The sequence below is a fragment of the Sphingomonas sp. J344 genome, assembly GCF_024700005.1.
Lineage (GTDB): Bacteria > Pseudomonadota > Alphaproteobacteria > Sphingomonadales > Sphingomonadaceae > Sphingomonas.
In genome coordinates, this window is the sequence record NZ_JAJONB010000001.1 from 1442483 (window position 1) to 1464653 (window position 22171).

Annotated in this window: 20 protein-coding genes and 2 pseudogenes; 10 read left to right on the forward strand and 12 right to left on the reverse strand. The window is 65.7% G+C overall.

Annotated elements, in window-relative coordinates; translation table 11 throughout:
- Positions 1-2: 2 nt before the first annotated feature.
- The 3 genes from LRS12_RS20285 to argH are packed head-to-tail and all read right to left on the reverse strand — an operon-like array spanning position 3 to position 1608.
- Positions 3-128 carry a hypothetical protein gene (locus tag LRS12_RS20285; RefSeq protein WP_374581317.1) on the reverse strand — a complete coding sequence of 42 codons (126 nt, stop codon included), beginning with the start codon at positions 126-128 and terminating at the stop codon, positions 3-5.
- Positions 101-241: a lipoprotein gene (locus tag LRS12_RS20290; RefSeq protein ID WP_374580524.1), complete on the reverse strand. Its 141-nt coding sequence runs from the start codon at positions 239-241 to the stop codon at positions 101-103. The genes LRS12_RS20285 and LRS12_RS20290 overlap by 28 nt, the downstream gene beginning before the upstream one ends.
- Positions 238-1608 carry an argininosuccinate lyase gene (gene argH, locus LRS12_RS07380; protein ID WP_257843996.1) on the reverse strand — a complete coding sequence of 457 codons (1371 nt, stop codon included), beginning with the start codon at positions 1606-1608 and terminating at the stop codon, positions 238-240. The genes LRS12_RS20290 and argH overlap by 4 nt, the downstream gene beginning before the upstream one ends.
- Before the next feature lie 16 nt (positions 1609-1624).
- On the opposite strand from argH, the gene LRS12_RS07385 reads away from it, so the two are divergent.
- Positions 1625-2212 carry a TlpA disulfide reductase family protein gene (locus LRS12_RS07385; protein WP_308222986.1) on the forward strand — a complete coding sequence of 196 codons (588 nt, stop codon included), beginning with the start codon at positions 1625-1627 and terminating at the stop codon, positions 2210-2212.
- A gap of 235 nt (positions 2213-2447) precedes the next feature.
- Here LRS12_RS07385 and LRS12_RS07390 read toward each other — a convergent pair whose 3' ends face one another.
- The gene (locus LRS12_RS07390) at positions 2448-2927 is read right to left on the reverse strand and encodes an endonuclease domain-containing protein (RefSeq protein ID WP_257843998.1); all 480 of its coding nucleotides are present in this window, start codon (positions 2925-2927) and stop codon (positions 2448-2450) included.
- Between the two features lie 66 nt (positions 2928-2993).
- Positions 2994-3650 (reverse strand): TetR/AcrR family transcriptional regulator, encoded by a 657-nt coding sequence (locus LRS12_RS07395; RefSeq protein WP_257843999.1) that lies wholly within the window; start codon positions 3648-3650, stop codon positions 2994-2996.
- Between the two features lie 107 nt (positions 3651-3757).
- Between LRS12_RS07395 and LRS12_RS07400 the strand changes: the two genes are divergently transcribed.
- A complete protein-coding gene (locus LRS12_RS07400) occupies positions 3758-5983 on the forward strand; it encodes a TonB-dependent receptor (RefSeq protein ID WP_257844000.1) in 2226 nt (741 codons plus the stop codon).
- 168 nt (positions 5984-6151) lie between these two features.
- A pseudogene (locus LRS12_RS07405) lies at positions 6152-7358 on the forward strand (spinster family MFS transporter).
- 35 nt (positions 7359-7393) lie between these two features.
- On the opposite strand, the pseudogene LRS12_RS07410 reads toward LRS12_RS07405, so the two are convergent.
- The 3 genes and pseudogenes from LRS12_RS07410 to LRS12_RS07420 form a co-directional block, all read right to left on the reverse strand.
- Positions 7394-8715, reverse strand: a pseudogene (locus tag LRS12_RS07410) (dihydrolipoamide acetyltransferase family protein).
- A 5-nt stretch (positions 8716-8720) separates the two neighbouring features.
- Positions 8721-9779 (reverse strand): alpha-ketoacid dehydrogenase subunit beta, encoded by a 1059-nt coding sequence (locus tag LRS12_RS07415; RefSeq protein WP_374580528.1) that lies wholly within the window; start codon positions 9777-9779, stop codon positions 8721-8723.
- Positions 9776-11059, reverse strand: a complete 1284-nt coding sequence (locus LRS12_RS07420; protein ID WP_257844002.1) for a 3-methyl-2-oxobutanoate dehydrogenase (2-methylpropanoyl-transferring) subunit alpha — start codon at positions 11057-11059, stop codon at positions 9776-9778. The genes LRS12_RS07415 and LRS12_RS07420 overlap by 4 nt, the downstream gene beginning before the upstream one ends.
- A gap of 244 nt (positions 11060-11303) precedes the next feature.
- Between LRS12_RS07420 and LRS12_RS07425 the strand changes: the two genes are divergently transcribed.
- Entirely contained in the window at positions 11304-12239 is a 936-nt protein-coding gene (locus tag LRS12_RS07425) for a ribose-phosphate pyrophosphokinase (protein WP_257844003.1), read from the forward strand.
- A gap of 119 nt (positions 12240-12358) precedes the next feature.
- On the opposite strand, the gene LRS12_RS07430 is transcribed toward LRS12_RS07425, so the two are convergent.
- Positions 12359-13105, reverse strand: a complete 747-nt coding sequence (locus LRS12_RS07430) for a sulfite exporter TauE/SafE family protein (RefSeq protein ID WP_257845456.1) — start codon at positions 13103-13105, stop codon at positions 12359-12361.
- The gene (locus tag LRS12_RS07435; protein ID WP_257845457.1) at positions 13102-13605 is read right to left on the reverse strand and encodes a sterol desaturase family protein; all 504 of its coding nucleotides are present in this window, start codon (positions 13603-13605) and stop codon (positions 13102-13104) included. Before LRS12_RS07435 ends, LRS12_RS07430 begins: the two co-directional genes overlap by 4 nt.
- Before the next feature lie 22 nt (positions 13606-13627).
- Between LRS12_RS07435 and LRS12_RS07440 the strand changes: the two genes are divergently transcribed.
- The 5 genes from LRS12_RS07440 (at position 13628) to LRS12_RS07460 (ending at position 18141) form a co-directional block, all read left to right on the forward strand.
- Positions 13628-13951, forward strand: a complete 324-nt coding sequence (locus LRS12_RS07440; protein ID WP_257844004.1) for a hypothetical protein — start codon at positions 13628-13630, stop codon at positions 13949-13951.
- 129 nt (positions 13952-14080) lie between these two features.
- Positions 14081-15280, forward strand: a complete 1200-nt coding sequence (sucC, locus tag LRS12_RS07445; protein ID WP_257844005.1) for an ADP-forming succinate--CoA ligase subunit beta — start codon at positions 14081-14083, stop codon at positions 15278-15280.
- Between the two features lie 188 nt (positions 15281-15468).
- The gene (locus LRS12_RS07450; protein WP_257844006.1) at positions 15469-16218 is read left to right on the forward strand and encodes an electron transfer flavoprotein subunit beta/FixA family protein; all 750 of its coding nucleotides are present in this window, start codon (positions 15469-15471) and stop codon (positions 16216-16218) included.
- On the forward strand, positions 16215-17141 hold the full coding sequence (locus tag LRS12_RS07455; protein WP_257844007.1) for an electron transfer flavoprotein subunit alpha/FixB family protein: 927 nt from the start codon (positions 16215-16217) through the stop codon (positions 17139-17141). Before LRS12_RS07450 ends, LRS12_RS07455 begins: the two co-directional genes overlap by 4 nt.
- A 100-nt stretch (positions 17142-17241) precedes the next feature.
- On the forward strand, positions 17242-18141 hold the full coding sequence (locus tag LRS12_RS07460) for an HNH endonuclease (RefSeq protein WP_257844009.1): 900 nt from the start codon (positions 17242-17244) through the stop codon (positions 18139-18141).
- Between the two features lie 158 nt (positions 18142-18299).
- Here LRS12_RS07460 and LRS12_RS07465 read toward each other — a convergent pair whose 3' ends face one another.
- A complete protein-coding gene (locus LRS12_RS07465; RefSeq protein ID WP_257844010.1) occupies positions 18300-19304 on the reverse strand; it encodes a histone deacetylase family protein in 1005 nt (334 codons plus the stop codon).
- Positions 19304-20557: a Na+/H+ antiporter NhaA gene (gene nhaA / locus LRS12_RS07470; RefSeq protein ID WP_257844011.1), complete on the reverse strand. Its 1254-nt coding sequence runs from the start codon at positions 20555-20557 to the stop codon at positions 19304-19306. Before nhaA ends, LRS12_RS07465 begins: the two co-directional genes overlap by 1 nt.
- Positions 20558-20636: 79 nt before the next feature.
- On the opposite strand from nhaA, the gene LRS12_RS07475 reads away from it, so the two are divergent.
- A complete protein-coding gene (locus tag LRS12_RS07475; RefSeq protein WP_257844013.1) occupies positions 20637-22109 on the forward strand; it encodes a DUF389 domain-containing protein in 1473 nt (490 codons plus the stop codon).
- Positions 22110-22171: the final 62 nt, after the last annotated feature.

Sequence of the window (22171 nt, forward strand, 5' to 3'; positions counted from 1 at the left end):
TCTTACTGCGGCGGCAGGTCGAACTCGTCGCTGCGCCGTTCCTCTGAGCTGCGCAGCACTTCGTCGCTGCGCGTCGGTCGCGTCTGGGGCGGCGCCTTCGTCAGGTCTGCCGGTGCCGGCGTGGCCACCGCCCCATAGGGTTTGGGGGCAGCGTCTCCCCGGCGGCCGGTTTCAGGTCGCCCCGATTGCCGCATGCGGCCAGCAGAAGCGCCGTGAAGACCACCAGGGTTCGCATATTCATTCTCCTCTTGCAGCCCGGGCGGCTGCAATCGCCGCACGCACCCGCGCCGGGGCCGTGCCACCAAAACTCGTCCGGCTCGCGACCGAAGCATCGACCGTCAATACGTCAAACACGCGCCCGTCGATACGACCGTCAATCGCCTGCAGCTCCGCCAGTTCCAGCTGGTCGAGCCGCACGCCCTTCGCCTCCGCCGCCGCGACCGCGCGCCCGGTGATGTGGTGCGCCTCGCGGAACGGGATGCCGCCCTCGCGCACCAGCCAGTCGGCCAGGTCGGTGGCGGTGGCAAAGCCGCTTTCGGCAAGGCCGCGCATTCGATCGGTGCGGAAGTCCGCGCTCTCGACCATTCCGGTCATCGCCGCGATCGACAGCGCGAGCAGGTCGTGCGCCTCGAACACCGGCGGCTTGTCGTCCTGCATGTCCTTGGAATAGGCGAGTGGGAGGCCCTTCATCGTGATCATCAGCGCGGTCAGGCACCCGACGATCCGCCCGCTATGCCCGCGCACCAGCTCGGCCGCATCGGGATTGCGCTTCTGCGGCATGATCGAGCTGCCGGTCGACCATTGGTCGCTCAGCTTGACGAAGCCGAACGGCTGGCTCGCCCAGATCACGAACTCTTCGGCGAGCCGCGACAGGTGCAGCGAGCACTGCGCCGCCGCCATCAGATAATCGAGCGCGAAGTCGCGGTCGCTGACGGCATCGAGCGAATTGCGCGTCGGCCCGTCAAAGCCGAGCGCCGCCGCCGTCATCTCCCGGTCGAGCGGAAACCCCGTCCCCGCCAGCGCCGCCGACCCCAGCGGGCAGAGATTCCCGCGCGCGCGATTGTCGCTGAACCGCGAAACGTCCCGCGCGATCATCTCGAAATAGGCCATCAGATGATGCCCCAGCGTCACCGGCTGCGCGCTCTGCAGGTGCGTGAAGCCCGGCATCACGCTGTCGGCATGCTCCTCCGCCCGCGTCAGCAGCGCGCCCTGCAGCGCGTCGAGCGCGGCCAGCACCTGATCGGTCGCGTCACGCACCCACAGGCGGAAATCGGTCGCGACCTGATCGTTGCGGCTGCGCGCGGTATGCAGCCGCCCGGCGACCGGCCCGATCTTCTCCGCCAGCCGCGATTCGGTCAGCATATGAATGTCTTCGAGCGCCAGATCCTCCGGCACCCCGTCGCGCGCGTAATCTTCGGCGACCTGATCCAGCCCGGCCGAGATCGTCGCAGCGTCCTCCGCCGACACGATGCCCTGCTGTCCCAGCATCGCGACATGCGCTTTCGACCCGGCGATATCCTGGCGCCACATCCGCTTGTCGAACGGGATGGATGCGTTAATCTCGCGCATCACCGACGACGGGCCTTCGGCGAAGCGCCCGCCCCACATGGAATTGGAGCTTCCCTTGCGCTCGACGATCGCGCTTCTCCTTATACTGGGCCTTGGAACCGCCGGCTGCGATAGTGGCAAGCAACCGCAGCCGCAAGCAACCGCAACTGTCGCCGATGAAAGCGCGGCTGGGGCCGCCAACGCGACCGACGAGCCCGAGCGGGTCGGCACGGTCGACCGCAGCAAGAAGGGCGAGGCCGCACCCGACCACGGCTTTCTCGACCCCGCAGGCAAGCCGGTGACGCTGGCGGCGTTCCGCGGCAAGCCGCTGCTGGTCAACCTCTGGGCGACCTGGTGCGCGCCGTGCGTCCGTGAAATGCCGACGCTCGACCGGCTCGCGGTGCGCGAAAAGGACAGGCTCCAGGTGCTGGTGATCAGTCAGGACCTGGACGGCGCGGCCAAGGTCACGCCCTTCTTCGAAAAGGCGAAGTTCGCCGCGCTCCAGCCCTATCTCGACCCCGACGTCAAATTTTCGACCGGATACGGCGTCAACCTGCCGACAACGATCCTCTACGACGCGCAGGGCAAGGAAGTGTGGCGCGTCTCGGGCGACATGGACTGGGACGGCGAGACAGCGGCGGCGTGGATCGCGGAGGCGGGGTGAGCGAGGTGACGAACCGTCAGGAGCTACTCGCGGCTCTGGCTAAGCATGGAGTTAGCCCGAGCTCGTTCGATGTCAGCGACGAAGGCAAGAACACGAGCGAGGTCTATGTTCTCCGGAGGCGACCGTCCGGAATCGTTGGAAAGCCAGACTTCTGGACAACATTCTACAGTGAGCGTGGCTTGGAGCAGGGGCTACGCGAGTTCGCCAGTGAAGGCGAAGCGTGTCGGTACTTCCTTCAACTGATTTGTGAAGACCCGACCACGCGCTCGGCATGACCAGACAATCTATCCTCCCCCGCCAGGGGAGGTGGCGCCGAAGGCGACGGAGGGGGAGGGCGGCGACGCACTTTGTTACTTGCGACCCGTTCGACTGCGACCGTGATGATCTGCTGCACCACGCCATCCAGATCCCCTAAAGCCTCGGCGGCGGGATAGCGAAGGGTGCGAACACCCTGCTCCGCCAACCAAGTATCGCGCGCTGCGTCACGCTCGGGTCGGTCGCCGCGCTCATGCGCTTCACCATCGACTTCGATCGCCAACCGGGCCGGCGCGCAATAGAAGTCGAGAACATACGGTCCGGCTGCATGCTGCTTGCGAAACCGCAACCCTGCGGCGTTCACGCGAAGTGCAAGCCAGAGGGCGATCTCCGGCGGCGTCATGGTCCAGCGCAGTCGTTTTGCATTGCGGCGGGCCTGCTCCGATCCCTTAAGCCGCATCGCCGTCCTCCCCCTCCGTCGCCTTCGGCGCCACCTCCCCCTGGCGGGGGAGGATAGATTGGGAAGCTACCGAACCCCAAACCCCCGCGCCAGCATCTCCGCCACCGTATCCGCGACCTCGCCCGGCTCGGCATCCTCGCTCCACACGCCGTAGCGCAGGCCCAGGAACACGTTCATCCCCATGATCGCCCAGGCGTGGACGTCGGACACGTCGGCGCGCACCTCGCCGCGTTCGGCCGCTGCCTTCAGCCGCTTTTCGATGCGCTCGGCGGTGGTCTGGTAATGTAGCCGGAAGCTCTCGGGATCGACGAACTCGGCCTCGTCGATGATGCGGTAGATTTCCTTGTGCTTGCGCACGAAGCCGATGAAGGTTTCAAGGCCCGCACGCTCCGCCGCGATCTGCTCCGGCGCGGCGCGGATCGCGGGGGCGACATGTTCGCGCACCTGATCGCTCATGTCGCGGACCAAAGCGCGGAACACCGCGTCCTTCGAATCGAAATAGGTGTAGAAACTGCCCAGCGCCACGCCCGCGCGGCGGGTGATGCCGCTCACCGACCCTTCATGGAATCCCTTCTCGCCAAACTCGGCGGCAGCAGCGTCGAGGATCGCGCGCAGCGTGCGGCGGCCGCGTGCGGTGCGTGGCTCCTTGCCCTCGCTCGCCGCACTGTCGCCCAGATGCAGGGCGGGGGGCAGTGTGGCGGTCTTGCCACGATCGCTCGTCATTTCTCCCCTCCTTCATCCGGAAGTTGAAACCCGGTTCAGGTTTCACTATAGGCATCTTCAACCACTGACAAGGCCGGGGGTCGCCGGCCGATTTTGGGGAGGAAAGCATGAAGCGTCTCTATCCGTCTGTCCGCACCTTTTTGACCGCCAGCGCCGCGCTAACCGCGCTCGCGTCCGTTCCGGCAATCGCGCAGGATGCTCCTGCCGACGAAGCCGCCGAAACCCAGGACGGCGGCGAGATCGTCGTCACCGCGCGTCGGCGTGAGGAAAGCCTGATCGACGTGCCGATCTCGATGTCGGTCGTCACCGGCGATTCGCTGGTCAAGAGCGGTGCGGCGGACATCACCGCGCTGCAGGACAAGACCCCGAACCTGACGCTGCAGATCGCGCGCGGCTCTAACTCCACCCTGATCGCATTCAGCCGCGGCGTGGGTCAGCAGGACCCGCTGTGGGGCTTCGAACCCGGCGTCGCGCTGTACATCGACGATGTCTATGTCGCCCGGCCCCAGGGCGCGGTGCTCGACATTTTCGACGTCGAGCGGGTCGAAGTGCTGCGCGGACCGCAGGGCACGCTCTATGGCCGCAACACCATCGGCGGCGCGGTGAAATATGTCACCCGCCGCCTGGGCAATGACTTCAAGGCGTCGTTCCGCGGTGCCTATGGCTCGTACAACCAGATCGATCTGGTCGGTCAGGTGGTGATCCCGGTTGGTGACACGCTGTCGCTGGGCGCTGCGGTCGCGCAATATTGGCGCGACGGATACGGCACCAACCTCACCACCGGGGCGGAGCATTACAACAAGGACGTGCTCGCCGCGCGCGTGTCGGCGGAATTCTCCCCGACCGACAATATCTTCGTGCGCGTCGCGGGCGACCGCGTGCTCGACCGGTCGAACCCGCGTCACGGCACCCGCTTGCTGCCCAACGGCACCGACCCGATCTATGCCCCGACCGCCAGCGTCTATGACACGCGCGCCGGCATCGGCGACGAGAACCGCGTCGAAACGCGCGGCCTGTCGGTCACCGGCGAAATCGGCCTGTCCGACATGCTGACCTTCAAGACCATCACCGCCTGGCGCGACGGCAGCACCGACACGGTGATCGATTTCGACAACACGATCCTGCCGACGCTCGACATCCCGGCGGACTATTCGGACCGTCAGTTCACCCAGGAACTCCAGCTGCTCTATGAGGGCGACCGGCTTCAGGGCGTGTTCGGCGTCTATTACCTCAACGGCCGCGCCAGCGGTGCGTTCGACACGGTGATCGGCCTCGCCAACCTCACCACGCTGACCTCGGGCACGGTGTTCACCAAGAGCTATGCCGCGTTCGGTGATTTCAGCTTCGACGTGAGCGACCAGTTCAAGATCTCGGCCGGCCTGCGCTACACCCGCGATGAGAAGACCGGCACGGTGTTCCGCCGCAACTATACCGGCCTGCGCAGCCCGCGCTTCGGCAACGCCGCCGCGGTCCCCGGCCTGATCCGCTCGGACTACACCAATAGCCGCGAGTTCGAGAAGCTGACCCCGCGCATCAGCCTCAGCTATCAGCCCAACGCCGACCTCAATTTCTACGCCAGCTATGGCAAGGGCTACAAGTCGGGCGGGTTCGACATGCGCGGCGACGCGATCCTGACCCCGACCACGGTCAATGGCTACGAGCCGGAGACGATCGACAGCTACGAACTGGGCATGAAGGGCGCGTTCCTCGACCGCACGTTGTTCGTCAACGCCGCCGGCTTCTACTCCAACTACAAGGACCAGCAGGTCACGATCCAGGTGCCGGCGCTGCCCAGCGGCATCGCCAGCTTCGTCGACAATGCGGGCAAGGGCGTGATCTACGGCTTCGAGCTCGAAACCCGCATGGTCCCGTCGCGCCATTTCCAAGCCAGCGTCGTGGTCGGCTACACCAATGCCGATTATAAGGAGTTCTTCACCTTCATCGGCGGCGGCACCACCCCGGTCGATGTGTCGAACCAGCGCGCCTTCCAGAACACGCCGGAATGGACTGCCAACGCATCCTTCACCTGGTCGAACGATGTCGCGGGCGGCGTTCTCGCCTTCACTCCGGCGGTCTCGCTGCGCAGCGACATCCAGATGTTCGAGCTGGCGACCCCGGCGCTGGATCAGGACGGCTACGCACTGGTCGATGCCTCGCTCAACTGGACCTCGGGCGACGGGCGCTATCGCCTCGGCATTGCGGCGCGCAACCTCACCGACGCACGCTATCGCGTCGGCGGCTACAACTTCCCGGGCGCGCTCACCGGCAACTCGATCATCGGCTATTACGGCCCGCCGCGCACCGTGACCGGCACGTTCGAAGTGAAGTTCTGATCGCTTTGCGACCTTGAGTTTGCCAGACTGATCCGGCCGGGCGTCTAAGGATGGGCGCCCGGCCGATTTTTTTCGAAGGGGAGGAATGCCAGGATGAACGCAACCGCCGCCACGGCCGCGCCTAGCGGAGGCTATGGCACGCCGCGCTATCGGGCGCAGGTGCTCGCGATGCTCCTCCTCGTCTATACCTTCAACTTCCTCGACCGGCAGATTCTCGGCATCCTCGCCGTGCCGATCAAGGCCGATCTCGGCCTCACCGATACCCAGCTCGGCGCGCTCGGCGGCATCGCCTTCGCCTTTCTCTACTCGACCCTCGGCGTCCCGCTCGCTTTGCTCGCCGATCGCACCAGCCGCACCTGGGTTGTCACGATCTCGCTCACCGTGTGGAGCGGCTTCACCGCATTGTGCGGCCTCGCCAACGGCTTCTGGACCCTGTTCCTCTATCGCCTCGGTGTCGGGGTGGGCGAGGCGGGGGGCGTCGCGCCCTCCTATGCGATCATCGCCGATTATTTCCCCCAGCATCAGCGTGCCCGCGCGCTCGCCATCTACTCGCTCGGCATCCCGATCGGACTGGCGTCGGGCACCTTGCTCGGCGCGTGGATCGCGGCGACCGTCGACTGGCGCATGGCGTTCATCGTCGTCGGGCTGGCTGGGGTCGTCATCGCGCCCTTCTTCCGGATGATGGTCAAGGAGCCGCCGCGCCCCCGTCGCCACCACTGCCGCAGAGCGCGTGCCGGTCAGCCAGGTCTTCGCGATCCTCGCGAAAAAACCCAGCTTCTGGCTGATGGCGTTCGCCGCCGGGTTCAGCTCGATGTGCGGCTATGGCCTCGCTTTCTGGGCACCGACCTTCTTCGTGCGCAGCTTCGGCTTCGACCTTTCCACCACCAGCTATTTCTTCGGCTCGATCCTGCTGGTCGGCGGAACGCTCGGCGTGTTCATGGGCGGGGTGCTCGCCGACCGGCTCGGCGGGGGCGATCGCGGCGTCTATGCGAAGCTTCCGGCGATCGCCTGGCTGGTCTGCGTGCCGTTGTTCGCGGGCGGGTTCCTGACCGACAATGTGACGCTCGCCTGGTTCCTGTTCCTGATCCCGAACGGCCTCAACATCCTCTGGCTCGGCCCGGTGACGACGGCGGTCCAGAACCTCGTCCCCCCGCATATGCGCGCGACCGCGAGCGCCAGCTTCCTGCTGATCAACAACCTGATCGGGCTGGGCGCGGGATCATGGGTAATGGGCGCGATGTCGGACGCGATGACTGCGAGCTATGGCAACGAAGCGCTGCGCTACTCGGCGGTCGCCGCGCTGTCTTTCTACGTCATCGCGGCGGTGCTGATGCTCTTCGCCGTCCGCACCCTGCGCAAGGATTGGGTGGAGTGATTTAATCCTCCCCCCTTGCGGGGGAGGATCAATCTTCAGTCAGCGAACAACAACACCGGCGTTTCGAGCAGCTTGCGCAGCGCCTGGACATAGCTCGCCGCGTCCCAGCCATCGACGACGCGATGGTCGCAGCTGATCGACAGGTTCATCAGCTTCGCGCGGACGATGTCGTCGCCGGCAAAGACGGGGCGCTCGACGATCTTGTTCGGGCCGATAATCGCCACCTCGGGCCGGTTGATCACCGGGGTGGTCGCGATGCCGCCGAGCGGACCTAGCGAGGTGATCGTGATCGTCCCGCCCTGCAGTTCTTCCGACTTGATCTTGCCGGTGCGCGCCGCTTCGGCCAGGCGCCCGATCTCGCTCGCCAGCTGCCAGACATTCATGTCCTGCGCGTCGCGGATGACGGGGACGGTCAGGCCGGCATCGGTCTGCGTCGCCATGCCCATATGGACGCGCCCGAACCGCGTCACCACGCCGCCCTCATCGTCATAGCGCGCGTTGAGCATCGGGAAATCGGGAAGGGTGCGACAGATCGCGACGATCAGGAACGGCAGCATCGTCAGCTTGGGCCGTGATCCGCGATTGGCATTCAGGTCGGCGCGCATCGCCTCCAGCGCGGTCACGTCGATCTCGTCGACATAGGTGAAGTGCGGGATCGCGCGCTTCGCCGCCGCCATATTCTCGGCGATGCGGCGGCGCATCCCGATCACCTTCACGGTCTCGTCCTCGCGCGCGCGGCTGGCGTGGGGGGCGTGATAGCCCTGTCCGCTGCCATAGCGCAGATAGGCGTCGAGATCGGCGTGACGGATATGCTGCCCGTCATGCTTCACCTCGGAAAGGTCGACGCCTAGGTCCTTCGCCCTCGCGCGCACGGCCGGGGAGGCGAGGACGTGGCGCCCTTCTTCCCCCTCCCGCTTGCGGGAGGGGGTCGGGGAGGGCTTGTTTCCTCAGGGGTCGGGTCCGTTTGGACAGGCCCTCCCCCAGCCCCTCCCGCAAGCGGGAGGGGAGCGGGTGCCTCAATGGCTTCCGGAACCCCCGGCGTCTCCGCCTCGACCTGCTCCTCGACCGCCTCGGCAACCGGAGCCGCCGCAGCCGGAGCTTCCTCCGCCACTGCTTCCTCGGTCTCCACCACCATCAGCGCCGCGCCGATCGCAACCTGATCGCCGACCTCACCGGCCAGCTCGACCACCACGCCCGACACCGGCGATTCCATCTCGACCGTCGCCTTGTCGGTCATCATGTCGGCGACCTGCTGATCCTCCTCGATCCGGTCGCCCACCTTGACGTGCCAGGCGACGATCTCGGCTTCGGCGATGCCTTCGCCAATGTCCGGAAGACGAAACGTAAAGCGCGCCATGCCGATCAGTCCTTCAGGAGTTTCTTGAGCGCCTGTCCGATGCGGACCGGCCCGGGGAAGTAAGCCCATTCAAGGCTATGGGGATAGGGCGTGTCGAATCCCGTGACGCGCTCGACCGGCGCTTCGAGGTGATAGAAGCACCGCTCCTGCACCAGCGCCGACAGCTCCGCACCGAACCCGCCGGTGCGCGTCGCCTCATGCACCACCATGCAGCGCCCGGTCTTCTTGACCGACTCCTCGATCGTCTCGATGTCGAGCGGCACCAAGGTGCGCAGGTCAATGATCTCGGCATCGATCCCCATTTCTTCGACCGTCGCCTTGGCGACGTGCACCATCGTGCCATAGGCCAGGATCGTCAGCGCATTGCCCGGCCGCACGATCGCCGCCTTGCCCAGCTCGATCCGGTAATAGCCCTCGGGCACCGCGCCGCCGGGATGCTTCGACCAGTTTTCCGCCGGGCGATCCCAATGGCCGTTGAACGGGCCGTTATAGATGCGCTTGGGCTCGAAGAAGATGACGGGATCATTGTCCTCGATCGACGCGATCAGCAGCCCCTTGGCGTCATACGGCGTCGACGGGATCACCGTCTTCACGCCGGAGACATGGGTGAAAATGCCTTCAGGGCTCTGGCTGTGCGTCTGCCCGCCGAAAATGCCGCCGCCAAATGGCGAGCGTACCGTCAGCGGGGCGGTGAACTGCCCGGCCGAACGATAGCGCAGCCGCGCCGCCTCGCTCACCAGCTGGTCGAGCGCGGGATAGATATAATCGGCGAACTGAATCTCCGGCACCGGGCGCAGGCCATAGGCGCCCATGCCGATCGCCACGCCGATGATGCCGCATTCGGTGATCGGCGTGTCGAACACGCGGGTCTTGCCGAACTTTTCCTGCAGCCCCGCCGTCGCGCGGAACACGCCGCCGAAATAGCCGACATCCTCGCCCATCACGATCACGTTGGGATCGCGTTCCATCATCACCGCCATCGCGGAGTTGATCGACTGGATCATGTTCATGCGGACGGTTTCGCCCGCTTCGCCGGTCGCGGCGGTCTCGATCACGTCGCTCATGCCTTCCTCGCCCATGGACGCCCGCTGGCTTCTTCCTCGTCCAGCATCTGCTGGCGTTGCTCGCGCAGATGCCAGGGCATCTCCTCGAACACCCCGTCGAACAGCGAATCGAGCGGCTGGTGCAGGCCGTGGCCGAGGATGCCGTTCTTCTCGGCTTCCTTCTGCGCCGCCTTGACCAGCTCGGCGACCTCGCGGTCCTGCGCGGCGTGGCGCTCCTCGTCCCACTCACCGATCGCGATCAGATGCGCCTTCAGTCGCGCGACCGGGTCGCCCAGCGGCCATGCGCCCGGCTCGCCCGCGCTGCGATACTGGGTCGGATCGTCGGAGGTCGAGTGACCCTCGGCGCGATAGGTGAAATGCTCGATCAGCGTCGGCCCCTGATTGGTCCGCGCCCGCTCCGCCGCCCATTGCGTCGCCGCATAGACCGCCAGCGCGTCGTTGCCGTCGATGCGCAGCCCCGCCATGCCATATCCGATCGCGCGCGCGGCAAAGGTCGTCGCCTCGGCCCCGGCGAACCCGGAAAAGCTCGAAATCGCCCATTGGTTGTTGACGACGTTGAAGATGACCGGCGCCTTGTAGACGGTGGCAAAGGTCATCGCGGAGTGGAAGTCGCCCTCCGCCGTCGATCCCTCGCCGCACCAGGTCGCGGCAATCCGCGTATCGCCCTTCGCCGCGCTCGCCATCGCCCAGCCCACTGCCTGCGGATATTGGGTAGTCAGGTTGCCGCTGATCGAGAAGAAGCCGTCGTCGCGCGACGAATACATGATCGGCAGCTGCTTGCCCTGCAGCACGTCGCCGCTGTTCGAATAGATCTGGTTCATCATCTGAACCAGGCTGTAGTTGCGCGCGATCAGGATGCCCTGCTGGCGATAGCTCGGGAAGCACATGTCGTCGCGGCTCAGTGCATGCGTCGCGGCGATCGCCACCGCCTCTTCGCCGGTGCACTTCATGTAGAAGCTGGTCTTGCCCTGCCGCTGTGCGCGGAACATCCGCTCGTCGAACGCGCGGACCAGCGCCATGTCGCGCAGCATCGTGCGCAGCGTGTCGGGATCGAGTCGCGGGTTCCACGGACCGACCGCCTGCCCCTCATCGTCGAGCACGCGGATCAGCGTATAGGAAAGGTCGTGGAAGCTCGCCGGATCGGCGGCGGTATCGGGGCGGGGCTGGGCACCGGCGGGCGGCACCTCCACCGCTGCGAAATCGACCGCATCGCCCGGCCGGAACTTGGGCTCCGGCACATGCAGGCTCAGCGGGGGCAGGTTGCGCGGGACGTCCGCCATGCACTCTCCAGCAGCTAAAGGGCTGTCCGGGTCGCCTCGCAGCGCGCGGACATTTATTTCAGCGCCCGATTATATTGTTTCAACGCGCCTGTCGAGATGGGTCAGCATTGCTGTCCTGACTCGGCTGTGTCGCCACGGGACGTTGAAGCGAAGGCACACTAGCCTAAACGCCCCCTTTTCGCGAGCGATCCACCCTCCTAAGGGGAGACAATTCGATGACACTCGCCCGGGAGCGACGCGCACTATGAAACTGATGGCTGGCAATTCGAACTTGCCGCTCGCCCAGGCGATCGCCTCGTATCTCGAGATTCCGCTGACAAAGGCCAATGTCCGCCGCTTCGCCGATGAAGAGATCTTCGTCGAGATCCTCGAAAATGTCCGCGGCGAGGATGTGTTCGTGCTCCAGTCGACCGCGTACCCCGCGAACGATAATCTCATGGAATTGCTGATCATGATCGATGCGCTGCGTCGCGCGTCGGCCAAGCGCATCACCGCCGTCCTCCCCTATTTCGGCTATGCGCGTCAGGACCGGAAGCCCGGCCCGCGCACCCCGATCTCGGCCAAGCTCGTCGCAAATTTGATCACCACCGCCGGGGCCAACCGCGTCCTCTCGGTCGATCTCCACGCCGGGCAGATTCAGGGCTTTTTCGACATCCCGACCGACAATCTCTTCGCCGCCCCGGTGATGAGCGAGGACATCAAGGCGCGCTTCTCGGACAAGAATCTGATGGTCGTCTCGCCCGACGTCGGCGGCGTGGTGCGCGCGCGTGCGCTCGCCAAGCGGCTTGAGAATGCCCCGCTCGCGATCGTCGACAAGCGCCGCGAAAAGGCGGGCGAATCGGAAGTGATGAACATCATCGGCGATGTCGAAGGGCGTTTCTGCGTGCTGATCGACGATATCGTCGATTCGGCCGGCACGCTGTGCAACGCCGCCGCCGCGCTCAAGGCTGCCGGGGCAGAGGACGTCGTCGCCTATTGTACCCATGGCGTGCTGTCGGGCGGCGCGGTCGCCCGCGTCGACGGTTCGGCGCTGCGTGAGCTGGTGATCACCGATTCGATCGGCAACCACGATGTGGTCGGCCAGTCGCAGCGCGTACGCCACCTCACCATCGCGCCGCTGCTCGCCGAAGCGATTCGCCGGATCGCGGATGAAAGCTCGGTGTCGAGTCTGTTTGATTGAGCGCTTCGCGCTGCGGCACCGGCCCACTCCCCCACCCGGCCACCCATGTCAGAATATCCTGCCGATGGGTGGCCGGGTGGGGGAGGGGCCGGTGCCGCGTTCCGCGCCAGCGGAACCAATCAAATAAGCGCCTTCGCCACCAGCACCACACCCACCCCGATCATCAGCCAGTAGATCGCGGTATAGAATCGCTCCGGCGACACCCGCCGTACCAGCCACACCCCCGCGAAGGTCGACGCAATCGCCACGGGCATCAGCACCGCGCTCGTCCCCAGATTCTCCGCCGTAAACTGTCCCAGCGCCAGATAGGCCGGCACCTTGATCCAGTTCACGGCCCCGAAGAACACGGCGGTGGTGCCGACCAGATAGGCCGGCGTCAGCTGGCGCGGCATCACCCAGAGCTGCCAGGGCGGTGCCCCGGCATGGGCGATCTGGCTGGTGAAGCCCGATGCGACTCCGAACAGCGATCCGACCCATCCGGGCGAGGTCGACGCGGCTCCAGCGCCCAGCCGGTCCTTCCACAGCCGGTGTGCCCCGAACAGGATCGAAATCACCCCGACCATCGCGAGCACGGCGTCCGCCGACACGCTCGCCGCAAACCAATAGCCGAGCGCGATGCCGACGATCGCGCCGGCCAGCGTCCATCCCAGCACGAAATAATCGACCGTACGTCGGAAGGCCCAGATGCCGACCACGTCCTGCACGATCAGGATCGGCAGCAGGATCGCGGCGGCGCGCACGGGATCGATGATAAAGGCGATCACCGGCAGCGACAGCGAGCCCGCACCGGCAAAACCGCCTTTGGACAGTCCCAGCAGCGCGACCGCCGGAACCGCGATCGCGTAAAAGACGGGGTCGAGGATCAGAACCGGCCTACCGGCTCACGCACCCCGGCATTGCCGCGCGCCTTGAGCTGCGCCTTCAGCTTCTCCGGCGGCGGGGCGTAGAGGAACCCGAAGCTCACCGTCCCATGCTTGGTCTCGACCACATGGTGCAGCCGGTGTGCCTGGATGATCCGCTTCATGTAATTGGATTTGGGGATGTAGCGGTGGTTCAACCGTCGATGCACGATCACATCGTGGAACCCGAAATAGATCGCGCCATAGGCCGCGATCCCCGCGCCGATCCACGCCCAGCCCTGCCACCAGCCCAGATGCACCCCGCCGAGCAGCAGCACGAACGACGGCACCGCAAAGATCACCGCATAGAGATCGTTAAGCTCCCAGTTTCCGGTGCGCGGCTCGTGATGGCTCTTGTGCAGGAACCAGCCCGGCCCATGCATCACCCAGCGATGCGCGACATAGGCAAAACCCTCCATCAGGGCGACGGTCAACAGGAACAGCGCGATGCCGATTGCGGGATTCATGCGCGCGATATAGCGAGCCGTCATGTTCGATGCGAGACGCGTGATTCCCCTGATTGCGGCTTTGACCGCGCTGTCGGCCTGCGCGGTGCCGGAGGCGAAGCTGCGCACCGGCCTCACCAATGCCGGGCTGCCCAGGCCGCTCGCCGCGTGCATGGCGGAGCGGATGGTCGATCGCCTCAGCCTCGCCCAGCTGATGCGCATCGCCGATCTGCCCAAGGCACGCGAAGCCGAGTCGCTCGACCGCTTCCTGCGCCGCGTGCGCGCGCTGGGCGATCCCGAAATCCTCGCCGTCGCCACCAGTTCGGGCGGATTATGCGCCACCGGCCTTGCCAAAGAGGCGCGCTAACCCACTCGTTTCGTATCCGGCGCGAGCGCTATTGCAACTGCGTCGCAATGGCGAAGTCAAGACATTTGATTCCGCCGCGCCCCTGTGCTTAAGCGGCGCGAATTTTGCTGCAACGCAAAGGGCGATCCCATGAATATCCATGAATATCAGGCCAAGGAACTGCTGGCGAAGTACGGCGCGCCGATCGCGGCCGGTCACGCCGCCTTCACCGTCGAAGAGGCGGTCGAAGCTGCCAAGAAGCTCCCCGGGCCGCTGTTCGTGGTGAAGTCGCAGATTCATGCCGGCGGCCGCGGCAAGGGCAAGTTCAAGGAACTCGGCCCCGAAGCGAAGGGCGGCGTCCGCCTCGCCTTCAGCCTCGACGAGGTCGAAGCGCATGCCAAGGACATGCTCGGCAACACGCTGGTGACGATCCAGACCGGCGACGCGGGCAAGCAGGTCAACCGCCTCTACGTCACCGACGGCGCCGACATCGCCAAGGAATTCTACCTCGCGCTGCTGGTCGATCGCGCGACCAGCCGCATCGCCTTCGTCGTCTCGACCGAAGGCGGCATGGACATCGAGGAAGTCGCCCACTCGACCCCTGAGAAGATTCACAGCTTCTCGGTCGATCCCGCGACCGGCTTCATGCCGCATCATGGCCGCACCGTCGCCGCCGCGCTCGGCTTGACCGGCGACCAGGCGAAGCAGGCGGCCAAGGTCGCGTCGTCGCTCTACGCCGCCTTCCTCGCCACCGACGCCGAGCAGATCGAGGTCAACCCGCTCGCGCTGACCGAGCAGGGCAACCTCCTCGTCCTCGACGCCAAGGTCGGCTTCGACGGCAACGCGATGTTCCGTCACAAGGATCTGATGGAACTGCGCGACACCACCGAAGAGGACCCGATGGAGCTCGAGGCGTCGAAATACGACCTCGCTTACATCAAGCTCGACGGCGACATCGGCTGCATGGTCAACGGCGCGGGCCTCGCCATGGCGACGATGGACATCATCAAGCTGAACGGCATGTTCCCGGCCAACTTCCTCGACGTCGGCGGCGGCGCGAACAAGGAAAAGGTGACGGCGGCGTTCAAGATCATCCTCGCCGATCCTGCGGTGAAGGGCATCCTCGTCAACATCTTCGGCGGGATCATGAAGTGCGACATCATCGCCGAGGGCATCGTCGCTGCGGCGAAGGAAGTGAACCTGTCGGTCCCGCTGGTCGTCCGCCTCGAAGGCACGAACGTCCAGCAGGGCAAGGACATCCTCGCCAACTCCGGCCTGCCGATCGTTCCTGCGAACGATCTGGGCGACGCGGCAAAGAAGATCGTGGCGGAGGTGAAGGCGGTTGCTTGATCGCAGCCCCTTGAACGCCCATTGAAAGGGGGTCCGGCGCACCAACCGCGTCGGACCCCTTTTTCGTACCCGCAATGACGTTACGGCAATCGAGTGATTCCATACCGTACTTGCGAAAAATACCGAATCCCTTCAAGGGACCGACAGACTCGAACCTTTAAAACGACGCGATTGGAGCGGAGGACGCGATGAAAGTGCTGGTGCCGGTCAAGCGTGTGCTTGACTATAACGTAAAGCCCCGCGTGAAAGCGGACGGGACGGGCGTGGATCTCGCCAACGTCAAGATGAGCATGAACCCGTTCGACGAGATCGCGGTCGAGGAAGCCATCCGCCTCAAGGAAAAGGGCGTCGCGACCGAGATCGTCGTGGTCTCGATCGGCGAGCAGAAGGCACAGGAAACGCTGCGCACCGCGCTGGCGATGGGTGCCGACCGCGCGATCCTGATCACCAGCGAAGGCCCGGTCGAGCCGCTCGGCGTCGCCAAGCTGCTGGCAAAGGTCGCCGAAGAGGAACAGCCCGGCCTGATCATCCTCGGCAAGCAGGCGATCGACGACGACAACAACCAGACCGGCCAGATGCTTGGCGCGCTGCTCGGCTGGGGCCAGGGCACCTTCGCGTCGAAGGTCGAGGTGTCGGGTGACAGCGTCGACGTGACCCGCGAAGTCGATGGCGGCCTCGAAACGGTGAAGCTCAATATCCCGGCGATCGTCACCACCGACCTGCGCCTCAACGAGCCGCGCTATGCCTCGCTGCCCAACATCATGAAGGCGAAGAGCAAGCCGCTCGCGGCCAAGACGCCCGCCGATTATGGCGTGGACGTCACCCCGCGCCTGACGGTGGTCAAGGTCGCGGAGCCCGCCAAGCGGACCGCGGGCGTCAAGGTTGCGGATGTGGATGAGCTTGTCGGCAAGCTCAAGGCACTGGGAGTTGCGAAATGAGCGTGCTGGTCTGGGTCGAACACGACAATGCGTCGGTCAAGGACGCAACGCTCGCCGCCGTCACCGCGGCGGGCAAGCTGGGCGACGTCGTCGCGCTGGTCGCGGGGCAGGGCGCACAGGGTGCCGCCGACGCCGCCGCGAAGATCGCGGGCGTGTCGAAGGTGCTGCTCGCCGATGACGCCGCTTACGGCCATGCGTTGGCGGAGAACGTCGCGCCGCTGATCGCCGACCTGATGTCGGGCCATGACGCCTTCGTCGCGCCCGCCACCACCACCGGCAAGAATATCGCGCCGCGCGTCGCTGCGTTGCTCGACGTCATGCAGATCAGCGAAGTCGTGGGCATCGACGGCGACCAGTTCACCCGTCCGATCTATGCCGGCAACGCCATCGCCACCGTCACCTCGTCGGATGCCAAGAAGGTGCTGACGGTGCGCGGCACCGCCTTCGAAAAGGCAGCGGCCGAGGGCGGCAGCGCCAGCGTCGAAACCGTCTCGGGCGGTGGCGACAAGGGCCTGTCGAGCTTCGTCGGTGCCGAGATCGCCAAGAGCGAGCGGCCGGAGCTGACCAGCGCCAAGGTGATCGTCTCGGGCGGTCGCGCGCTCGGCTCGGGCGAACAGTTCCACGCGCTGATCGATCCGCTTGCGGACAAGCTCGGCGCCGCGGTCGGCGCCTCGCGCGCGGCGGTCGATGCGGGCTATGCCCCCAACGACTATCAGGTCGGCCAGACCGGCAAGATCGTCGCGCCCGAAGTCTATGTCGCGGTCGGCATCTCGGGCGCGATCCAGCACCTTGCGGGCATGAAGGACAGCAAGACGATCATCGCGATCAACAAGGACGAAGACGCCCCGATCTTCCAGGTCGCGGACATCGGCCTGGTCGGCGACCTGTTCAAGGTCGTCCCGGAACTGACCGAGAAGCTCTGAGCCGATCGGAAGGGTAGAAGGCGCCGCTGGCCACAGGGTCGGCGGCGCCTTTCGTTTGAATCTTCTCGATTTTGTCGCCACTCTGCCCGCGGAGGCATGCATGGCGAATGGCGTATTCATCCATCGTGAGGACTCGCGCTACAAGGACACGCCAGCCCACCGATATCATTTTCCGAAACAGTATCTCGGCCGCGCACAGCAATGCGTCGGAGACTGGATCGTCTATTACGAGCCGGTAAAGGTTCGGAACAGTAAGGGATATTGGGCTATGGCTCGTGTCGAGCGGATTGAGCCAGATCCCGACAGCCCCGGTATGTATTACGCGATCATCGACACGTCCTCATTTGTTGAGTTTGGCGCGAACATCCCCTTTACGACTGATGGTTTGCTGATCGAACAGGGCCTGTTGAATGACGTCGGCGCGATTTCTGGACGCGCCCAAGCTGCAGTTCGACCGCTAAGCCGGCAGGACTTTATCAGTATCGCAAACGCCGGGCTCGATGCCGCGAATGACGATCTGCTTCCTCGCGACGACCTGATGATTAGAGATCAGCGGGCGCGCGAAGAGCCCACGCCCTTCGACTTCGGTGAGCGCGATAGGGTGGAGCTGCTAACATCTCGCATCTCCCGCGACAGGGCATTTCGAAGAAAAGTCCTGACGGCCTATGGAGAGCGGTGCGCGCTTACCGGGCTAAAGCTGATCAACGGCGGCGGTCGTGCCGAGGTTCAGGCGGCGCATATCCAACCAGTCGAACGGAATGGCCCCGACATTTTGACTAACGGGCTTGCCCTCTCCGGCACTGTGCATTGGATGTTTGACAGGGGTTTGGTGTCGCTCGCCGACGACCTGACAATTCTCGTGTCGCGCCACGTCAATGATCGCCAGAGTATCGAAGGTCTTCTGAACCGAAGCGGACGCGCTATTGCGCCGCAGCGCGCTTCAGAACATCCCCATCCGCAGTTCCTAAAGTGGCACCGCGACCACTGCTTTAAGCTCTAAAAACAAGTAAGCCCCGTCGCATCGCTGCGGCGGGGCTCCCTGGACGATCCGTTCCACATGGGTTCGGGTCGTCTAAATGCTCTTTCTCTCGATCAAGCCAGACAACAACGCCCGCCCGCCACGATTGGTTCCACGCGCCGCGAAAAAATTCGCGCGCCTTAGAACCCGCTCAAAAAGCTCGCGACATTCGCCCCGAGCGCGTCGATCGCATAGCCGCCTTCCATCACTATTCCCGTCGGAAGTCCCGCTGCGGCAATGTCGCGCCCCAGCACCGCATAATCCGCCGTCTCCAGCGCAAAGGCCGAAATCGGATCGCCGACAAATGTGTCCGCGCCGAAACTGACCAGCAGCAGTTCCGCCCCCGACGCCGCGATCATCGCCAGCGCCCGCTCCTGCGCCCGCCGAAACGCATCGATTTTTGTGCCCCGCGGCAGCGGCAGGTTCAGCGTCGCGCCTTCGCCCGCACCCTCACCCACTTCGTCGGCATGCCCCCAGTAAAATGGGAAGTCAGTTGCCGGGTCGGCATGGATCGACGCGAACACGACATCGCCGCGCTCCCAGAAAATATCCTGCGTCCCGTTGCCGTGATGATAGTCGATGTCGAGGATCGCGACCCGCTGCACCCCCGCATCGCGCGCCGCCTGCGCCGCGACCGCGACATGGTTGAGGTAGCAATAGCCGCCCAGATAATCCGCCCCGGCATGATGCCCCGGCGGCCGCGACAGCGCGAACGCGGTCCGCTCGCCCGCCAGCACCGCATGCGTCGCCGCCAGCGCGCACTGCACGCTGCGATAGCTCGCGTCCCAGGTCTGCGCGGTCAGCGGGGTCGACGCGTCGATGCTGTACTGCCCCGCCAGCGCGTCGATCCGATCGAGCTTCAGCGCGCGCTTGCGCACCGTCGGCCAGATATAGCCGATCACGTCCCCCGGCCGCCCCGCCTCGGCCCAGCGCGCCGGGGCGGTCTTCAGAAAGTCGATATAGCCCGCATCATGCACCGCGCGGATCGGGCCCTCGCCGCGATCCTCGGGCAGCTCGGTCGCGCCCAAGGTCGCGGCAATCGCGGCGGCGCGCTCGGGCTTCTCGGCATAGGGCACGAACGCGCCGTTATGCAGCTCCATCGCCGGCGCATGGGCGAGCTGGCCCGGGTCGTAGAAACAGCGCATCAGCTGGCTGCGCGTATGTCGCGGTCGGCATCGGCATCGTCGGCCCGGTCATTGCGCCAGCGCGGGGCGACCCGCAGGATCGTGTAACCGACGATTGCCGACAGGATCGACCCCGCCAGCACGCCGATCTTCACCTCGTCGACCAGCTCCTCGTTGCCGGGGAACGCCAGCCCGCCGATGAACAGGCTCATCGTGAAGCCGATGCCGCACAGCATCGCCACGGCATAGATTTGCAGCCAGGTCGCCCCGCCCGGCGGTGAGGCAAAGCGCAGCTTCGCCGCCAGCCACACGCTCCCGAAAATCCCGACCTGCTTGCCCAGGAACAGCCCCGCCGCGATGCCGAGCGGCAACGGCGCGATCAGGATCGCCGGCGACATCCCCGCCAGGCTGACGCCCGCATTGGCAAATCCGAACACCGGCACGATCAGATAGGCGACCCACGGGGCAAGCGCGTGCTCCAGCATGTGCAGCGGCGATCTGACATCGTCGCATGCGCCGGGGCTGGCGGTGATCGGCACCATCATCGCGGTCAGCACCCCCGCGATCGTCGCATGAACGCCCGACATGAACACGAAGTACCACAAAGCCGCGCCGAGCAGCAGATAGGGCCAGAGCGCCTTCACCCCGCTGCGGTTGAGCACATACATCGTCGCCATCACCAGCGCGCCGAGTGCGATGTAGAGTGTCGACAGCTCGGCGGTATAGGCAATCGCGATGATCGCCACCGCGCCCATGTCATCGACGATCGCGACGGTGGTCAGGAACAGCTTGAGCGACGCGGGCGCGCGGCTGCCGAGCAGCGCCAGCACCCCGATCGCGAACGCGATGTCGGTCGCGGCGGGAATCGCCCAGCCATTGACCAGCGGCCCGCTCCACCCGGTGATGAACAGATAGACCAAAGCCGGACCCACCATCCCCGCCGCCGCCGCGACGATTGGCAGCCGCCGATGTTCCCAGCTCGCCAGCCGCCCATCGATGAACTCGCGCTTGATCTCCAGCCCGACGAACAGGAAGAAGATCGCCATCAGCGCATCGTTGATCCACAGATGTACGGTCATCGACCCGTATTTCGGGCTGATCACCGGACCGGTCTCGGCGTGAAGCAGGTGGAAATAGGCCTCCGAAATGCCGGGCAGATTGGCGACGATCATCGCCAGGGCTGCGGCGGCCATCAGGATGATGCCGCCGGCCGCCTCGCTCTTCAGAAAGGTACGCAGCACCGATCGTCCTGCATGGTCGTGACGCGCGGCCATGAACTTCCCCTGTGATTGCGGTTCGCCCATCTGCCTAACCGCTGGAACCGCCGGGGCAAACCCCCCTACAGCCTCTTCCATGAGCATCGCGTTGTTGAAGCCCGACAATCCGCTCGTTGCCTGGTGGCGGACACGGGTGATCGCCACGGTCGATCACGTCGATGTCGTCGAGAAGGTGCGCGAGGAAGCCGGGTTCACCGGCCGCTACGCATTCATGACCTTGATGTCGGCGGGCATCGCGGTGCTGGGGTTGTTGCTATCCTCGCCTGCGGTGGTGATCGGCGCGATGCTGATCTCGCCGCTGATGGGTCCGATCATCGGTCTCGGCTTCGGCCTTGCGACCTTCGACTGGGACGAGATCCGCACCGCCTGCATCGCGCTCGCGCTGGGCATCGTCATCGCGATCCTGTTCACCGCCTTGCTCGTGCTGGTCTCGCCGATCCAGAATGTGACCGCGGAAATCGCCGCGCGCACCCGACCAAATCTGTTCGACCTGCTGGTCGCGCTCTTCTCTGCGCTCGCGGGGGCTTATGCGATGATCCGGGGCAGGGCGGGCACCGTGGTCGGCGTCGCCATCGCCACGGCGCTGATGCCCCCGCTCGCGGTGGTCGGCTTCGGCCTCGCCACCTGGAACTGGACCGTCTTCGCCGGATCGCTGCTGCTGTTCCTCACCAACCTCATCACCATCGCGGTCGCCGCCGCCGTGGTCGCGCGCCTCTACGGCTTCGGCTCGCACCTCTCGCCCCAGCACACGATGCTGCAGACGATCGTCGTCACCGTCGCGCTGGCGGCGTTCGCGATTCCGCTCGGGCTGGTATTGGTCCAGCTCGGCTGGGAAGCGAACACCTCGCGCCAGATCCGCGACGTGATCAGCGGCGAGTTCGAAGGCGCGGCGCGTCTGAGTCAGGTCGAGATCGACTATGAGGCCGATCCGGTACGCGTCACCGCCACCGTCATGACCCCGCGCGTGCGGGAGGATGTCGAACGCCGCGCGCAGGGCGTCCTTGCCCAGCTCGTCGGCCGTCCGGTCGCGGTCGAGCTCGAACAGATCCGCGTCGGCACCGGCGCGCAGGCCGAAGCCGCTCAGGTCGCCGCCGCGCAGGCGACGAGCGCCACCGCCGCCAACCGCCTTGCCGCGCGCGCGCAGGAACAGCTCGCGCTGATCGCCGGGGTGAAAGCGGACGCAGTGCTGCTCGACCGCGACAATCGCCGCGCCGTGGTCAACGCCGCCGCGCTCCCCGGCGCGAACCTTGCCGCCTATCGCGCGCTCGAAACCCGCGTCGCGGCGGGGGTTCAGGGCTGGATCGTCACCCTGATCCCGCCCGTCGCCGCGCTCCCCGACATCGCGGTCGAGGACGACAAGCCCGACGCCGAAGCGCTCGCCACCGCAATCTGGGCGGCACAGCGGATCAAGCTCCCGATCGGTGTATCAGGCAGCGGTGCGCAGACCGTCGTTAACGCCCTGACCGAAGCAGGCGTCGACGCAAGCGTCACTGGCAACGGCAACAGCGCCGCCCGCCTGCGCTGGCTCGCGCCGGAAGAGGCCAACTAGCCTTCGCTCCCCTCCCTGCAAGGGAGGGGTCAGGGTGGGTGCGCGCGTCTGCGCGCCGAACA

Coding starts and splice junctions, on each gene's coding strand:
- LRS12_RS20290 (WP_374580524.1), bottom strand. CDS start 241: ATGAATATGCGAACCCTGGTGGTCTTCACGGCGCTTCTGCTGGCCGCA.
- LRS12_RS07450 (WP_257844006.1), top strand. CDS start 15,469: ATGAAAGTGCTGGTGCCGGTCAAGCGTGTGCTTGACTATAACGTAAAG.
- LRS12_RS07415 (WP_374580528.1), bottom strand. CDS start 9,779: ATGAGCGACGTGATCGAGACCGCCGCGACCGGCGAAGCGGGCGAAACC.
- LRS12_RS07455 (WP_257844007.1), top strand. CDS start 16,215: ATGAGCGTGCTGGTCTGGGTCGAACACGACAATGCGTCGGTCAAGGAC.
- LRS12_RS07460 (WP_257844009.1), top strand. CDS start 17,242: ATGGCGAATGGCGTATTCATCCATCGTGAGGACTCGCGCTACAAGGAC.
- sucC (WP_257844005.1), top strand. CDS start 14,081: ATGAATATCCATGAATATCAGGCCAAGGAACTGCTGGCGAAGTACGGC.
- LRS12_RS07400 (WP_257844000.1), top strand. CDS start 3,758: ATGAAGCGTCTCTATCCGTCTGTCCGCACCTTTTTGACCGCCAGCGCC.
- argH (WP_257843996.1), bottom strand. CDS start 1,608: ATGTGGGGCGGGCGCTTCGCCGAAGGCCCGTCGTCGGTGATGCGCGAG.
- LRS12_RS07440 (WP_257844004.1), top strand. CDS start 13,628: ATGTTCGATGCGAGACGCGTGATTCCCCTGATTGCGGCTTTGACCGCG.
- LRS12_RS07435 (WP_257845457.1), bottom strand. CDS start 13,605: ATGAATCCCGCAATCGGCATCGCGCTGTTCCTGTTGACCGTCGCCCTG.
- LRS12_RS07425 (WP_257844003.1), top strand. CDS start 11,304: ATGAAACTGATGGCTGGCAATTCGAACTTGCCGCTCGCCCAGGCGATC.
- LRS12_RS07420 (WP_257844002.1), bottom strand. CDS start 11,059: ATGGCGGACGTCCCGCGCAACCTGCCCCCGCTGAGCCTGCATGTGCCG.
- LRS12_RS07475 (WP_257844013.1), top strand. CDS start 20,637: ATGAGCATCGCGTTGTTGAAGCCCGACAATCCGCTCGTTGCCTGGTGG.
- LRS12_RS07390 (WP_257843998.1), bottom strand. CDS start 2,927: ATGCGGCTTAAGGGATCGGAGCAGGCCCGCCGCAATGCAAAACGACTG.
- LRS12_RS07395 (WP_257843999.1), bottom strand. CDS start 3,650: ATGACGAGCGATCGTGGCAAGACCGCCACACTGCCCCCCGCCCTGCAT.
- nhaA (WP_257844011.1), bottom strand. CDS start 20,557: ATGGCCGCGCGTCACGACCATGCAGGACGATCGGTGCTGCGTACCTTT.
- LRS12_RS07465 (WP_257844010.1), bottom strand. CDS start 19,304: ATGCGCTGTTTCTACGACCCGGGCCAGCTCGCCCATGCGCCGGCGATG.